The sequence below is a fragment of the Peribacillus sp. FSL E2-0218 genome (assembly GCF_037992945.1).
GTDB lineage: Bacteria > Bacillota > Bacilli > Bacillales > DSM-1321 > Peribacillus > Peribacillus simplex_B.
On record NZ_CP150304.1, the window covers coordinates 2,236,797 to 2,251,209 of the forward strand.

Sequence of the window (14,413 nt, forward strand, 5' to 3'; positions counted from 1 at the left end):
ATGACTGTGATGGGCAGGTCACTTCTAACCTGCCATTCTTGAATAGGAGATGTATAGGTATGATCGATCTTTCTCAAGCGGACCCCGCGGAGTTGCGTTCAATGATTCGAAATGCCGAATTGATTGAACCGACCGCAGGAATGGCCAATGGGTATGCCCAGGCAAACTTGGCCATCTTAAAAAAGGAGCATGCTTTTGACTTCTTATTATTCTGTCAGCGCAACCCTAAATCATGTCCCTTGCTGGATGTAACGGAAATTGGTTCTGCCATTCCCGCATTTGCAGCTCCCGATGGGGATATACGCACGGATATTCCTAAATACAGGGTATACAAACGTGGGGAATTGACTGATGAGGTAACAGATATATCAAAATACTGGGAAGAGGATATGGTTGGTTTTCTGATTGGGTGCAGCTTTACCTTCGAGCACGCTCTGTTAAACAATGATATTCCGATTCGCCATATTGAAGAGGGCTGTAATGTACCCATGTATAAAACCAATATTCCTTGTATGGAGGCAGGGATTTTCCATGGCAAGATGGTGGCTAGCATGAGACCGATCCCTCAAAAGGATGTGGTGAGGGCTGTTCAAGTGACTTCGCGTTTCCCGGCAGTTCATGGGGGACCGATCCACATCGGGGATCCTGAAGCAATCGGGGTGTGCAATATCGATCAACCGGACTTTGGTGATCCCGTAACGGTGCATCAGGGGGAAGTGCCAGTCTTTTGGGCATGTGGCGTAACGCCGCAATCCATCGCCATGGAAACAAAACCGGAAATCATGATCACACATGCACCTGGACATATGTTCATCACAGACATCCGTGATGAAAAATTAGGTGTATTATAATGGACAGGTCGAAAAATCTTTTGAATGAAACGGCTTGTAACATGTCTCCCTTGGGCGATTCCGCAATCGTGATTACATTTGGGAATGGAATGGAATACAGCATTCACAAAAAGATAAAGTTGTTTATGGATTTGTTGGAAGAAGAACCTTTTGCCGGGTTTGTGGAATGTGTACCGGCTTTTACGAATTTGACGATTTTTTATGATCCGCTCGTAATCTATAACATTCATAAGCAAAGCAATGAAGCTACTTCTCCCTATGACGTGGTTCGGTCGATATTGAACAGGAAACTGCTTGACTTAATAGAAGACACAAAGGTGTCACATCGTACGGTTTCCATCCCTGTTTGTTATGGAGGGGAGTATGGACCGGACTTGGAAGATGTAGCTCGTTATCATGATTTGACCACAGATGAAGTCATCCATATCCATTCAACCGGTGAGTACTTAGCTTATATGATAGGATTCGCCCCGGGCTTTCCGTTTCTGGGAGGACTTTCGAAAGTCATCGCAACCCCGAGGCGATCTTCCCCGAGAATGACTATACCAGCAGGTGCAGTCGGGATTGCCGGTATGCAGACGGGGGTATATCCGATATCAACACCTGGGGGATGGCAATTGATTGGACAAACGCCAATGGAATTATTTTTACCGAATGTAACCCCCCCAAGCTTATTACAAGCGGGAGACATGGTGAAGTTCCAGCCAATCTCTGAACAAGAATATAAAGAGATCAAGGGGGGATAAGATGAGCCTTCGTATAATCAAGCCCGGATTATTGACTAGTATTCAAGATCTAGGCAGAAAAGGGTTTCAGCAACATGGGGTGATCGTAAGTGGGGCGATGGATCGCTATTCACTGCGGATTGCCAACATGTTGGTAGGTAATCATGAAGGAGAGGCAGCCATGGAAATTACACTGATGGGGCCCACTATAAAAATGGAGAAAAATTGCCTGATATCGATAACGGGTGCGAATTTAACACCTACAATCGATAATCATGATGCCCCGATGTGGAGGCCCATTTATGTAAAGGAAGGATCCATCCTGCGCTTCGAAGGATGTAAATCAGGCTGCCGGACTTATTTAGCCGTTGGCGGGGGATATGAGGTTCCAAAAGTGATGGGTAGCAAGAGCACCTATTTACGAGCTGGGATCGGAGGCTATTTGGGAAGGGCTTTAAAGGCTGGCGATGTGCTTGCATGTAATGAACTTCAAACCATTATGGGCAGGAAGGAGTTGAAGGGCTCTTTTTCCTCTCCGAAGTGGTACGTCAATGAAAAGGAGTTCATACCAGCTCGAAATCCACTCATCCGTTTCATTGCTGGAAGCCAGTACGAGCAATTCATCCATTCGAGTAAACAACGTTTTGAAGAGCATTCATTTAAGGTTTCCAATCAATCTGACCGGATGGGATATAGAATATCAGGACCGGCGCTTGAATGGCAAAATCAAGAGGAGCTGCTTTCCGAGGCGGTCACTAATGGCTCGATCCAGGTTCCGCCGGATGGAAATCCGATCATTCTCCTTGCGGATAGCCAAACGACGGGCGGATATCCTAAAATAGCTCAAGTAATAACCGCCGATTTATCAATGATTGCTCAGGTTAAACCAGGGGAATCCATCCAATTTTCCCGCGTGAACTTAAGGGAGGCAGAACTCCTGTACCTTCAAAAAGAACGCGAAATGAAAGAATTGCAGACTTCGATTTCATTGGCCTTGAATAAATGGCAGTTCATATGATTCCATCAGGAGGTTCCCGTGCCGGGCGCCTTCTTTCCTGTTTCAGTTTTTTTTTCGTCTTTTGCTTACATCTTTTTTCCGTGTTTTATAATAGAATGAGAGATGATAAGGAAGAAGAACACTGAGGAAAAACTTTGAAAGGAGTCATGGCATGCACGCACATAACAAAACCGTCGTGAAATCGATGCAGATCCTTACGCTTTTCATTGATCATCCGAAACTCACCTTTAATGAAATGATGGAACACTCCAACCTGCCCAAAACCTCATTGCACCGAATGGTGGGATCATTGGAAGAAATGGGTTTTTTAACACGGGATGATGATGGTCTCTATTCACTTGGCCTAATATTCTTGCAGTTTGGTCAACTGGTGGGTGAGCGTTTGGATATCAGAGCAATCGCTTATCCCATCATGAAGCAACTTCGGGATGACGTAGAGGAGGCCGTGAATTTGATCGTGCGGGATAAGGACGAAGCCATGTATATTGAAAAGGTTGATACTTTGCAGCCCGTCCGGCTTTATACGTCCATCGGTAGGCGTTCACCTCTATATGCCGGCGACTCTCGGATCATACTCGCGTATTTGCCTGAAGAAGAACGTGAAACGTATATCGACGGCACCGATCTTCATCCCATAGCAATTGGAACGATAACTGATGAAAACACACTCCGGCATGCTTTGGAAGAAGCGAGGGCGAACGGCTACACGATAACTTCGTCAGAATTGGAGAATTATACAAAATCGGTCAGCGCACCGATCCTTAACGGAAAAAATCAAATTATCGCTGCCATTAGCGTTGCTGGGATTGAAGCAAGATTTCAGGAGGACCGTTTGCCTGAATTGATAGAAAAGGTGACGAAAGCAGCCAAGGAGATTTCGATGAAACTAGGTTCGCAAACTCATTAAGATAAGGTTTATACATAAACGAACAGCCCCCTTGTGCAAAAAGGGGGCATAAGGGGTGAAGATCATCCGAATCTATTATTCCTTGTTCTTGAAAAAACTTTCAATCTCATTAACCAAATTACTAACAGATGTCGGCAAATATCGATCCGCCAAGTAGGCCATATAAACAGTCCTATGCAAAAACATCGAATTTATTTCAAGGATCGCAGTATTCCTGGTTTCAACGGATTTAATATAGCTTTCAGGTAAAATGGTGACGCCCAAGCCTTCTTCAACCAAACTGCAAGCTGTTTCCAGCCTTTCAATTTCGTAAAAGATGCTCGGGTTCACCTTTTCATTTTTGAAGGCTTCCATAATATCATCTCTTGTTTGAAATCCAGCTGTACTGATGATCATTTCTTTCCCTTCAAGGTCATGTAAAGTGATGGAATCTTTTTCATTCAAGTCGTCATCTTTATGGACCAAAAGCATGAATTGTTCCTTATAAAGGGGAATGGATATGATCTCGGCATGGTTTATCGGCTGATTGGTGATCGTGAAATGAACTTGATACTGGTTCAGCGCCTCGATGACATGTTCTTCGCCCAAGATCTCCCGAACCTTTAAATGGATGGCAGGATGATCGTTTTTAAATGTCCTGATGATTTTTGGGAACCAAAATTTGAATGATTCAATCGATCCTATCGATATTGTCCCGCTTCCAACCTGTTTCATTTCCTCAAATTCCACTTGCATATTATTGAACCTCCGCAGCAGATCCTGAGATCTTGAATAAAAAACGGCTCCTGCCTCCGTAAGCTCAATTCCCCTTGTATTGCGTTCCAATAGTTGTAAATCAACTTCTTTCTCCAATTTCATGATCGCATTACTTAAGGACGGCTGTGATATATGCAATAATTTAGCTGCTTTGGAGTAGCTCATCTCCTGGACGATGGTGATGAAATAACGAAGTTGGCGAAAATCCATACTAGTCTCCTTTTATAGCTTTAAACTATAGATCTATTGAAAAATGGTATTAGTAATTATATATCATCTCCATTATACTGTAAAAAAAGATATTTCTGAATTTTTTAGCGAAAGGAGAAATTATGTATAATAAACCGTCATTAACCCATTGGAATGGCAGAGTGGATTCCGAAACGGATATGGATAGCTTCAGATACCACCAAAGAGTGAAAATGAGGCCGATTTCCGAATTGTCCATCACTGGCAAGGAATCAAAAACATATGGAATGATTGGCTTCAAATGTGATGAAGGTGTCAAAAGGAACAAAGGCAGGATCGGTGCGGGTGAAGCCCCTGATTATATTAGGCAGTCATTGGCCAAGCTACCTTGCCATTTAACACCGGAAACGGAGTTGGTGGATACTGGCGATGTCGTATGTGAATCTGGGGAAATGGAGGCCGCGCAAGACCAATTGGGTGCAGCAGTTGCCAGGATTCTGGAGAGTGACGTAATTCCCATCATTTTAGGCGGTGGACATGAAACCTTTTATGGTCATTATCTCGGCGCCAGGAAATTCCTCGGCTCGAAGGCTAGATTGGGAATGATTAATATCGATGCCCACTTTGATATGCGGCCTTATGAAAAAGAAAGTTCATCAGGAACGATGTTTAAACAAATCTTGGATAAGGATCAAAATTGCCGTTATTTATGTGTGGGAATTCAAAAGCAGGGCAATACAAAGGCCTTATTCAAAACGGCCGAAAAAAATAAAGTCGAATACATATTGGAAGAAGAATTGTCTTTGAATGATATGGAAGATACGAAACATCGGATCAACGAATTTGCCAAGGAAAACGACTTCATCATCCTCACGTTATGCACGGACGTCATCGATTCAGCTTATGCCCCTGGTGTAAGTGCACCATCGCCATTTGGACTCGATCCGAAATTGGTACGTAGCCTGCTGCGGCATGTCGTAGCAAATGAAAAGATCCTTTCCTTTGATATCTCGGAAGTGAATCCAAGTTTGGACGAAAACAATAAAACCGTTACATTGGCGGCACACTTAGTCAATGAGGTTTTGCTGCATGTTATTTCATGAGCCAGTATCGCATCTCCTCCCTATTATCGATATCATCATATTTTAAAGTATGAATGGAATGAAGTAAGGACGAAACTGTCGTGTGATTCACGGCAGTCTTTTTGCTTAGGCGGGAGGAAGCGAGTGTTACATGGTGATAGAAGGATGCTTATGGTTTATAATAGCTACCATCCAGGCATATGAGGGGGGATTTTATGAATGAATATCGTGTAACGGTCAAAAATGGCAGTATGATGATTTTGTCAGAAATCATCGTAGCTGAAGATGAAAGGGAAGTGCTGGGCACGCTGTTGATTACGAGTGAATTATTTAATCAACCATTCACGGACATCAGGATTTTAGAACGCTGATTTGTACCTGTCGGATTTTTTTGTTAAACTGTAATAAATTTACAGGACAGCAGGCGATAGTATGTGCGGACGGTTCACTCTTTTTACAAGTATGGAAGAAATAATGGAACGCTTCGATATTCAAGGGTCATTCGATGAAGATTATCAATTCAGTTATAATATAGCCCCTTCCCATTCCGTGCTATCCGTCATTAATGATGGAACCAGGAATCGACTTGGATACCTTCGTTGGGGACTCATTCCTTTCTGGGCCAAAGATGAAAAAGTGGGCTATAAAATGATCAATGCCAGGGCGGAAACCATTGCAGAGAAGGCAAGCTTCAAGAATTCTTATAAGAAGAAACGGTGCTTGATCATCGCTGATTCCTTTTATGAGTGGAAGAAGACACCGGAACGAAAAATACCGATGCGAATCAAACTGAAGGATGACGCTCCATTCGGTATGGCCGGTCTGTTCGAAACGTGGAAATCTCCAGATGGCACGAGCATCCATTCATGCTCGGTCATCACCACTGCACCCAATGAGCTGATGACGGGCATCCATGATCGCATGCCCGTCATCCTTAAACGTGGAGATGAAAAAGCTTGGCTGGACCTTTCCATTCATGATACAGGATATCTTCAGCAATACTTAAAGCCCTTCGATTCGGAGCAAATGGAAGCATTTGAGGTATCGACTGATGTGAATTCGCCTAAAAACAACTCGCCAAGCCTCATCCAACAAATGTGCTGATAGGTTGTTAGACTCCTTTAACCAAGAGTGAACGGCCCCAAAGATGTTAGACACAAAACTAACATCTTTGGGGTGTTTTTATTGATACATGCTAGTTTGGATTTGAGCTTTCCATTTCACTTAGTAGGCGTTTTTCTAGCAAGAGGCCGTCCGGGATCTCCGGCGTCTTTCTTACCATTTTAAGAATCGAAGTCGAATACTTTCAACTAATCCTTGCGAAAACATACAAAATACTGTACTCTTATATTTGCTTTTCGATGCGGCTTATGATGTCGTTGATACCATAATATACTATAAATCTTCTTATCAAGAGAGACGGAGGGACTGGCCCGCAGATGTCTCGGCAGCAGACTTTTCAGGAGTGCTGTGCCAAATCCAGCAGGTTCATTTCGCCTGAAAGATAAGGAGGGTGTTTTTTATAAAATAAAAGACCTCTTCTTGTGTTTATTGGAAGAGGTCTTTTATATTTATTGGATTTAGATAGAACACGATTAAGCTAAAATGCTTTGGCAAATCAATATACAAAAGGAGTTCATCATGAGTACACACAACAAAGGAAATCCGTGGGCACTGATCCCATTTGTCGTTTTTTTGATTTTATTTATAGGCTCAGGAATCGTTACAAAAGATTTTTATTCATTTCCAGTGTTAGTGGCGATTTCCATTGCAGCGGCAGTGGCATTGTCCATGAATCGGAAAGAATCATTCAATCAAAAGGTCGACATTTTTTGTAAAGGAGCAGGGGACTCCAATATCATGTTAATGGTTGTCATATTCCTCTTGGCCGGTGCTTTTTCAGAAGTGGCGAATGGCATGGGGGCAGTTGAATCAACGGTCAACCTTGCCTTAGCGGTCTTTCCGCAAAATCTTTTGATGGTAGGGATTTTCATAATTGCCTGTTTTATTTCTTTATCCATGGGAACAAGCATGGGAACGATCGTAGCGCTTGCACCGATAGGAGTAGGCATTAGTGAGCAAACGGATATAACTCTTGCGCTTTCAATGGCTGCGGTTATCGGCGGTGCCATGTTTGGCGATAACTTATCATTCATTTCCGATACGACGATTGCGTCAGTACGTACGCAGGGGACGAAAATGAAGGATAAGTTTAAAGTGAATTTCTTCATCGTCCTGCCTGCGGCCATCGTCACATGTGTCATTTTGGGAATATTAACGGTAGGTGAGCAGGCGGCCATTACGCAACATTCCTATAATTGGGTGAAAATCCTTCCGTATCTGTGTGTATTGATCACGGCATTGGCAGGTGTCAACGTATTTCTTGTCCTATCCTTCGGCATCGTGTTTGCCGGTATTATCGGTTTAGCGGATGGAAGTTATAAGTTGCTGGATGTGATCCAAAAAATGGGAGATGGAATGGCTGGCATGTATGAAATCTCGTTCCTGGCGATTTTGATTGCCGGTATGGTAGCGGTCATCCAACATAATGGCGGCATCGATTATTTACTGCATGTCGTCACCCAAAAAAGCAAATCAAAAAAAGGAGCTGAATTCAGCATTGCCGGACTAGTAGGCTTAACAAATCTATCAACGGCAAATAACACGATCTCGATCATCATTGCCGGACCGTTAGCGAAAAACATTGCCGAAAGGTATGGTATCGATCCTCGGAAATCAGCGAGCCTGCTAGACGTTTTTGCCTGTTGTGTCCAAGGATTGATTCCCTATGGCGCACAACTGCTTGTTGCAGCGGGGGTGGCAAAAATTTCGCCAATAAGCATCCTCCCCTATTCATATTACCCGATACTAATTGGAATTTGTGGAGTCATAGCCATCTTGATTGGTTATCCACGATTTCAGGCAAAAGATATCGAAGTAAAAAAACGGGCATCTTAAACCATGGAAACGTCCTGAATCTTAAGATTCAGGACGTTTCATTATATTCAGATAGTTTTGCGTTCGATGAAAATGTCTTAATTTTCTGTGTTTATTAATGGCGTTTTTTTGGCTCTTTCATGCAAATTCTTGAATGAAAAAAATAGAATCGTAGGATATAATAGATTATTGTAAGGAAATTCATGTTTGGATTTCCTTTTTTGTTTGTTTATTTCCCAGAGGAAACGGGAAATAAATTAAAATACAAAATGTTTTTATAATAATTCATGTAGATTAAAGGGGTTTTTTGGAGAAATGGAGTTTATAGGGAATTTTATTACTGAAACAAATAATTTTTTATGGTCGTTCATTTTGATCATTTTACTGATTGGCATGGGCATTTATTTTTCAATTCGAACTAAATTTGTTCAATTCAGAATGGCAGGGGAAATGTTCAGGCTTTTGGGTGAAGGTGCTTCGGCGGAAAAAAAGGGTGTTACATCTTTTCAAGCTTTTTGCATCAGCACCGCTTCACGGGTAGGAACTGGTAATCTTGCAGGTGTAGCCTTGGCGATTACGATGGGTGGTCCAGGCGCCGTATTCTGGATGTGGCTTATCGCTCTGATTGGGTCTGCTTCTGCGTTCATAGAAAGTACACTTGCCCAAATCTATAAAGTCAAGGATGGGGACGCTTTCCGTGGAGGTCCTGCGTATTATATGGAAAAAGCTTTGAATGCACGGTGGATGGGCATCACATTCGCAGTATTAATTTCGCTTACATTTGGACTTGCGTTCAACTCGGTACAAGCCAATACGATCACAAGCGCATTCAATGAATCATTTGGCATTGAAAAGTGGGTTACTGCAGTCATTCTGGCTATCGTGACGGCGTTCATCATTTTTGGTGGCATCAAAATGATTGCAAAAGTATCTGAAGTCATTGTCCCGATCATGGCCGGAGCATATGTAATCGTGGCATTAACAATAATCATCATGAATATAACCGAATTGCCCAGTGTTTTAGGGCTAATCTTTGAAAGTGCATTTGATGGTATAAAAGAAGTGGCTGGCGGAGCCTTGGGAGCTGCCATGATGCAGGGAATAAAGAGGGGGCTATTTTCCAATGAAGCTGGGATGGGCAGTGCACCCAATGCTGGTGCAACCGCAGATGTCAGTCATCCCGTCAAGCAAGGGTTGATTCAGTCTCTTGGCGTATTTGTAGATACGCTCGTCATCTGCAGTTCGACCGCCTTTATCATTTTGTTTTCAGGTCTTTATACCTCGAAAGAAGTGGATGGCATTGTTCTTACCCAAAATGCACTTGGTACGGCATTGGGTTCATGGGCTGGCGTTTTCCTTGCCATCATTGTTTTGTTATTTGCTTTTAGCTCCATTGTGGGAAACTATTATTATGGAGAATCGAACATTGGATTCATCAATGAGAATAAAGTTTGGTTGAATGTTTATCGTGTCGCAGTCGTAGGGATGGTAATATTCGGTTCTCTGGCATCACTGAAATTGGTGTGGGGTCTAGCTGACTTATTGATGGGGTTAATGGCAATTATCAATTTAGTCGCGATCGCTTTACTTGGAAAGATCGCATTTGCGGCCTTGGCGGATTATCAAAAACAAAAGAAAAGTGGGAAAAATCCTGTCTTCCATATCAATAATATTAAAGGTTTGAAGAATGTGGAATGTTGGGGAGACCCAACAGATAATATAGACGATAATAAGGAAAACTAGGCTTTTATTCAGCTTACAAGCATCGGTCCTGAGAATGGATTTTGCCTGTAAGCCTTTTTTCATTTTTCAATTGAAGAGCATATAAAAAGTCAGGCTTTCATATATATTTCCATCATGCCTGTATAATGCTTTATTTTTTGCATAAAATACCCTTGTCTTTATGAACGACAATCAAGCAATGATGGGACAAGTTGAAAAATAGGAGTGAAAACAATGGATAACGAAAAATCAAAAGAGGAATCTTCAAATATTGCTGGAAAAGTGTATGATGTCAGTGATTACAAGCGTGATGACACGTTATCATCTGGTCTTACCACCACCCACGAACAAGTTTCGGATGTGTATAACGCTGGCGGGATAACATCTGCCGATCGAAATGAAAAGGACAGTGAGAACGAAGAAAAAGAAAGGTAAATCAAATCCCTGCTTGTTGAGTTTTCCCAACAAGCAGGGGCTTTGTTTTATTAAAAGAATCTAGCCCCAAATTAGGCATCCAGCCTACATCAAGATAGCCGGTGCATTAGAGTTAAGGACCTTCCTCAGCAACATACGAATTGACGAATTTCGTCATATTTGCGACAGTTAATAAAAAGGAGGCGGCTTTTCATTTTCCCCACTGCAAATCTTCCCCAACCAATTTCATTAGTACCGGCAATATATCTGCTTAACATTTGCAAATAACTTACCAAACATGCAGCCGATTCCTTTGTTTTCGTTGCTAAAATTTCCGGTTAGAGGGGCTACCAGAGATGGACGGAAGCGTATGAACCATGTTCCCGAGCATTGAAATGGTCAAATCGATGCCATTTATCATCGTTGTGCTCCTATATACAATCAATGTGAACGTCTATAGGCAAATGAATGAGTGATGCGAAATGAATTTTTCTGATATATACTGGAAATAACAGATGCAAAAAAAGACGAAACAGGCATCTATTGTTCAGGCTCTGGAAAGGTTCATATATAAGTTCCTGGACTGAAGCTGTCTTGCCACTGGCGTATGATCATTGACGACATCTGTAATGGTTCGGCATAGGCAAGTGGCCATTACAGGTAAGAAGGCGTGACGGTGCTTATGAAGGTGAAAATGGGGTATCATCGGCGTGTAGTCAAAGACTTGAGGTATAGGGGGACTGAAATGAAGGCACGATCGATCATGATACAGGGAACGGCTTCTGATGTAGGGAAAAGCTTGATTAGTACGGCACTTTGCCGAATTTTTGCCAATAAAGGGTACCGTGTCGTTCCATTCAAATCGCAAAACATGGCCTTGAATTCTTATGTAACCGTGGAAGGCGGTGAAATAGGACGGGCCCAAGGAGTGCAAGCAGAAGCGGCAAGGATCGTGGCAACCTCCGATATGAATCCCATTTTGCTGAAGCCAAAACGGGATATGGTTTCGGAGGTCATCGTCCACGGAAAACATTTTCTTGATATGAATGCCATGAACTATCGAAATCAGTTTGTTCAAGAGGCGATGCCGATCATTCGAAAGTCAGTCAAAAAACTGCAGCAGGAATACGACATCATCGTTCTTGAAGGAGCAGGCAGCCCTGCGGAAATTAACCTTAAAGACCGGGATATTGCCAATATGCGGATGGCCCACCTTGCGGATGCCGCTGTCATTTTAGTGGCCGATATCGATCGTGGCGGAGTATTTGCGTCCATCATCGGGACACTCGCCTTATTGGATGATGATGAACGTGATCGTGTAAAGGGAATCATCATCAATAAATTTCGCGGCATACGTGAATTACTGGACGACGGCATCGAATGGCTGGAAAAGGAAACCGGGATCCCAGTCCTCGGGGTGTTACCTTATTTAGACGTGAACATCGAAGCGGAGGATTCGCTGGCACTATCATCCTTACGTTTCAAAAAGCCTGAAAAGGGTGAATTCCCCATCGATGTAGCGGTTTTGAGATTCCCGCACATCTCCAATTTTACCGACCTGGACCCTTTTTTCGATGAACCGGGAGTGGGTGTCAGGCTTGTCGGAAATATCCATGAATTAGGAAATCCAGACCTTCTTATCTTGCCTGGCACAAAAAATACGATCGAAGATTTAGAATGGATGAAGCGTGCGGGAATGGATGGTGCCATTAAAGAGCTGCGTGAGCTTGGAACGGTCATTGTTGGAATATGCGGCGGTTTTCAAATGCTCGGGACGAACCTCTTCGATCCCGACGCGGTCGAAGGTAAGGGGGAAAACGCAGAAGGTCTTTCACTTCTGTCCGTGGAAACCATTTTTCAAGCGGAAAAGAAGACCGTGCAAATGGAAGGTGTCCTTGCTTCAGGGATTATGGAAGGCGAAATGAAGCTGGGCGGCTACGAGATTCATTTAGGTCAAACGACTTTGGATCCACAAGTACAGCCCTTTCTTTTATTGAAGGATGGAAGAAAGGATGGGGCCATATCGGCGGACCAGAAGGTTTTCGGCACATATCTTCATGGCATATTCCATAATCGCCTATTTACGAGATTAATGGTTAACCAAATACGACGGAGCAAGGGGCTGGATGAAGTGATGGAAAACATTCAAAGCGACTCAGAGCATCGGGAGGAGGCTTATAATCTCTTGGCCTCCCACTTGGAAGAAAACATTGATATGGATACCATCTATCAATGGCTGGAACTTGAATCAATGGAGGATCAAACTTTTAATTAGCCTTATTAAGTGACAGACGCATAGAAGATATGTTATGTTGTCTTCTCTACATATTTTTTAAGAAAAAAAGGATGAGGTGTTCATATGAATAAAACAGAATTAGTAAGCAGTGTGGCAGCACAAGCTGAATTGACAAAAGACGATGCAAAAAAAGTGGTGGATGCATTATTTGAAACGATCACGTCTACACTTGCTAAAGAAGAGAAAATCCAATTAGTTGGTTTTGGTACATTTGAAGTGCGTGACCGTGCAGCTCGTACTGGAAGAAACCCGCAAACCGGTGAAGAAATTCAAATTGCAGCAAGCAAAGTACCCGCTTTTAAAGCAGGTAAAGAATTAAAAGAAGCTGTAAAATAATAGATGAACGCAAAAAAACCTGGCGCTGTAAAGTCGTCAGGTTTTTTTTTGGTGCTCCAATGAATGAAAAAAACTTATAGTACATATTAATGAGGTTTATACTGTGACTATGTTAGGCTAAATGAATAACAGGCTTTAAATCCAAAAAAAGAGGTGAAAGATATGTTGAAGAAAATAATGAAAAAGATCAAACAATTTTCCCAAGGCAGCAGTGAGCGAAGACATGGCCATTACCGCAGGGGCAGCAGCAGCAGCAGCCGGGGGTATAAGCGATCTCCCTTGAGCGGCAGTGACCGCTACAAGAGAAGAGGACGCGGCAGCAGCAGCTAATTCAAGGCCTTGGAATATAATGCAGCCTTCAGGTCAATGGCAATTTCTTCGATATCCGAATATGGCTCTTGGATGCTTAATAGCCTTTTCAGGATATGCACCGTTTCTTTTTCTAACGAAAGCTCTTCTGTCCAAGGAAGGGTTTTTTTGTTTTTGGCGGTATACGTCGTATAAAGGACATATAGGAGTATTTCCCCCAAATCATAAAAATCCTGCCGTTTCATTTCCAAAACAAGTTCATCCGTGATATCTGTCGAAACGAATCGTTTGGACAACCCAAAGTCTATTAAAATGGGCTGATGGTTCTGCAGCAGTATATTTGGTATCCGTATATCTTGATGGACAATTTCATGGTCATGCAAATAAGCTACCAATCCCGCCAGCTCAGCAAGGAAAAGCAGGGCTTCCTTCTCAGTGAACGTTTCATGATTGTAGAAAATATGGTCTTCCAAATTATCTCCTTCAATGAATTCCATCACAAAATAAACATTTTCGCGGTGCGTGAATTCCTCGTGAAATGTGGGGATGCTTTCATGGTCCAGGGCTTGTAATATGGAGATTTCCTGTTCGAACTGTTCAAGATCTTTTTTGCTGCGGCGTTTGCTTTTCCGGAGCTGTTTGATCACGATTTGTTCATTCGCTTGCCAATCCTTGCAAAGATAAACGATACCGTAGCTTCCTTTTCCGATGACAGTGGTGATTTCGTAGCGGTTATGTAAAACGACTCCTTTTTTTAAGGGCTTATCCACAAAAAATTGATAGATTTTTCTAATGGTACGCAAAATTGAAACGTCCCTCACCCCTTTCATGCATTCTAATAATGACCATTTAAAAATGAATCATGGCTAGT

General features: G+C 42.6%; 15 protein-coding genes and 1 riboswitch. Of the genes, 13 read left to right on the top strand and 2 right to left on the bottom strand.

What is annotated here, in order from left to right; all coding sequences use genetic code 11:
* Positions 1-59 precede the first annotated feature (59 nt).
* From MHI53_RS10830 to MHI53_RS10845, 4 genes are all read left to right on the top strand, one after another.
* Complete coding sequence (locus MHI53_RS10830; protein WP_340373462.1) at positions 60-851, top strand: putative hydro-lyase; 792 nt, start codon at positions 60-62, stop codon at positions 849-851.
* A complete protein-coding gene (gene pxpB / locus MHI53_RS10835) occupies positions 851-1,597 on the top strand; it encodes a 5-oxoprolinase subunit PxpB (protein ID WP_340373463.1) in 747 nt (248 codons plus the stop codon). Before MHI53_RS10830 ends, pxpB begins: the two co-directional genes overlap by 1 nt.
* A 1-nt stretch (position 1,598) precedes the next feature.
* Positions 1,599-2,594 carry a biotin-dependent carboxyltransferase family protein gene (locus tag MHI53_RS10840; protein ID WP_340373464.1) on the top strand — a complete coding sequence of 332 codons (996 nt, stop codon included), beginning with the start codon at positions 1,599-1,601 and terminating at the stop codon, positions 2,592-2,594.
* Between the two features lie 151 nt (positions 2,595-2,745).
* Positions 2,746-3,501 carry an IclR family transcriptional regulator gene (locus MHI53_RS10845; RefSeq protein ID WP_340373465.1) on the top strand — a complete coding sequence of 252 codons (756 nt, stop codon included), beginning with the start codon at positions 2,746-2,748 and terminating at the stop codon, positions 3,499-3,501.
* 75 nt (positions 3,502-3,576) lie between these two features.
* Here MHI53_RS10845 and MHI53_RS10850 read toward each other — a convergent pair whose 3' ends face one another.
* Positions 3,577-4,467 (bottom strand): LysR family transcriptional regulator, encoded by an 891-nt coding sequence (locus MHI53_RS10850; RefSeq protein WP_340373466.1) that lies wholly within the window; start codon positions 4,465-4,467, stop codon positions 3,577-3,579.
* 122 nt (positions 4,468-4,589) lie between these two features.
* On the opposite strand from MHI53_RS10850, the gene hutG reads away from it, so the two are divergent.
* The 9 genes from hutG to MHI53_RS10895 all read left to right on the top strand — a co-directional run bounded on the left by hutG (position 4,590) and on the right by MHI53_RS10895 (position 13,563).
* Entirely contained in the window at positions 4,590-5,549 is a 960-nt protein-coding gene (hutG, locus tag MHI53_RS10855; RefSeq protein ID WP_340373467.1) for a formimidoylglutamase, read from the top strand.
* A 194-nt stretch (positions 5,550-5,743) separates the two neighbouring features.
* Positions 5,744-5,899 (top strand): hypothetical protein, encoded by a 156-nt coding sequence (locus tag MHI53_RS10860; RefSeq protein WP_340373468.1) that lies wholly within the window; start codon positions 5,744-5,746, stop codon positions 5,897-5,899.
* A gap of 61 nt (positions 5,900-5,960) precedes the next feature.
* On the top strand, positions 5,961-6,632 hold the full coding sequence (locus MHI53_RS10865) for an SOS response-associated peptidase (protein ID WP_340373469.1): 672 nt from the start codon (positions 5,961-5,963) through the stop codon (positions 6,630-6,632).
* A 300-nt stretch (positions 6,633-6,932) separates the two neighbouring features.
* Positions 6,933-7,039: riboswitch (SAM riboswitch) on the top strand.
* A 130-nt stretch (positions 7,040-7,169) separates the two neighbouring features.
* Positions 7,170-8,486, top strand: a complete 1,317-nt coding sequence (locus MHI53_RS10870) for a Na+/H+ antiporter NhaC family protein (protein ID WP_340373470.1) — start codon at positions 7,170-7,172, stop codon at positions 8,484-8,486.
* 294 nt (positions 8,487-8,780) lie between these two features.
* Entirely contained in the window at positions 8,781-10,208 is a 1,428-nt protein-coding gene (locus MHI53_RS10875) for an alanine/glycine:cation symporter family protein (protein WP_061141562.1), read from the top strand.
* A 213-nt stretch (positions 10,209-10,421) separates the two neighbouring features.
* Positions 10,422-10,622, top strand: a complete 201-nt coding sequence (locus MHI53_RS10880) for a YozQ family protein (protein WP_340373471.1) — start codon at positions 10,422-10,424, stop codon at positions 10,620-10,622.
* A 724-nt stretch (positions 10,623-11,346) separates the two neighbouring features.
* Entirely contained in the window at positions 11,347-12,876 is a 1,530-nt protein-coding gene (locus MHI53_RS10885) for a cobyric acid synthase (protein WP_340373472.1), read from the top strand.
* A gap of 84 nt (positions 12,877-12,960) precedes the next feature.
* The gene (locus MHI53_RS10890) at positions 12,961-13,233 is read left to right on the top strand and encodes an HU family DNA-binding protein (RefSeq protein WP_061141559.1); all 273 of its coding nucleotides are present in this window, start codon (positions 12,961-12,963) and stop codon (positions 13,231-13,233) included.
* Between the two features lie 162 nt (positions 13,234-13,395).
* Complete coding sequence (locus tag MHI53_RS10895; protein ID WP_155645410.1) at positions 13,396-13,563, top strand: hypothetical protein; 168 nt, start codon at positions 13,396-13,398, stop codon at positions 13,561-13,563.
* Here the strand turns inward: MHI53_RS10895 and MHI53_RS10900 are convergent.
* Positions 13,560-14,345 carry a protein kinase gene (locus MHI53_RS10900; RefSeq protein ID WP_340373473.1) on the bottom strand — a complete coding sequence of 262 codons (786 nt, stop codon included), beginning with the start codon at positions 14,343-14,345 and terminating at the stop codon, positions 13,560-13,562. The two genes, MHI53_RS10895 and MHI53_RS10900, sit on opposite strands and share 4 nt — an antisense overlap.
* Positions 14,346-14,413: the final 68 nt, after the last annotated feature.

Bases quoted from the DNA above. Each gene is read 5' to 3' on its own strand.
- MHI53_RS10875 (WP_061141562.1), top strand. From the start codon at position 8,781: ATGGAGTTTATAGGGAATTTTATTACTGAAACAAATAATTTTTTATGG.
- pxpB (WP_340373463.1), top strand. From the start codon at position 851: ATGGACAGGTCGAAAAATCTTTTGAATGAAACGGCTTGTAACATGTCT.
- MHI53_RS10895 (WP_155645410.1), top strand. From the start codon at position 13,396: ATGTTGAAGAAAATAATGAAAAAGATCAAACAATTTTCCCAAGGCAGC.
- MHI53_RS10880 (WP_340373471.1), top strand. From the start codon at position 10,422: ATGGATAACGAAAAATCAAAAGAGGAATCTTCAAATATTGCTGGAAAA.
- MHI53_RS10850 (WP_340373466.1), bottom strand. From the start codon at position 4,467: ATGGATTTTCGCCAACTTCGTTATTTCATCACCATCGTCCAGGAGATG.
- MHI53_RS10840 (WP_340373464.1), top strand. From the start codon at position 1,599: ATGAGCCTTCGTATAATCAAGCCCGGATTATTGACTAGTATTCAAGAT.
- MHI53_RS10870 (WP_340373470.1), top strand. From the start codon at position 7,170: ATGAGTACACACAACAAAGGAAATCCGTGGGCACTGATCCCATTTGTC.
- hutG (WP_340373467.1), top strand. From the start codon at position 4,590: ATGTATAATAAACCGTCATTAACCCATTGGAATGGCAGAGTGGATTCC.
- MHI53_RS10860 (WP_340373468.1), top strand. From the start codon at position 5,744: ATGAATGAATATCGTGTAACGGTCAAAAATGGCAGTATGATGATTTTG.
- MHI53_RS10890 (WP_061141559.1), top strand. From the start codon at position 12,961: ATGAATAAAACAGAATTAGTAAGCAGTGTGGCAGCACAAGCTGAATTG.
- MHI53_RS10885 (WP_340373472.1), top strand. From the start codon at position 11,347: ATGAAGGCACGATCGATCATGATACAGGGAACGGCTTCTGATGTAGGG.
- MHI53_RS10845 (WP_340373465.1), top strand. From the start codon at position 2,746: ATGCACGCACATAACAAAACCGTCGTGAAATCGATGCAGATCCTTACG.
- MHI53_RS10830 (WP_340373462.1), top strand. From the start codon at position 60: ATGATCGATCTTTCTCAAGCGGACCCCGCGGAGTTGCGTTCAATGATT.
- MHI53_RS10865 (WP_340373469.1), top strand. From the start codon at position 5,961: ATGTGCGGACGGTTCACTCTTTTTACAAGTATGGAAGAAATAATGGAA.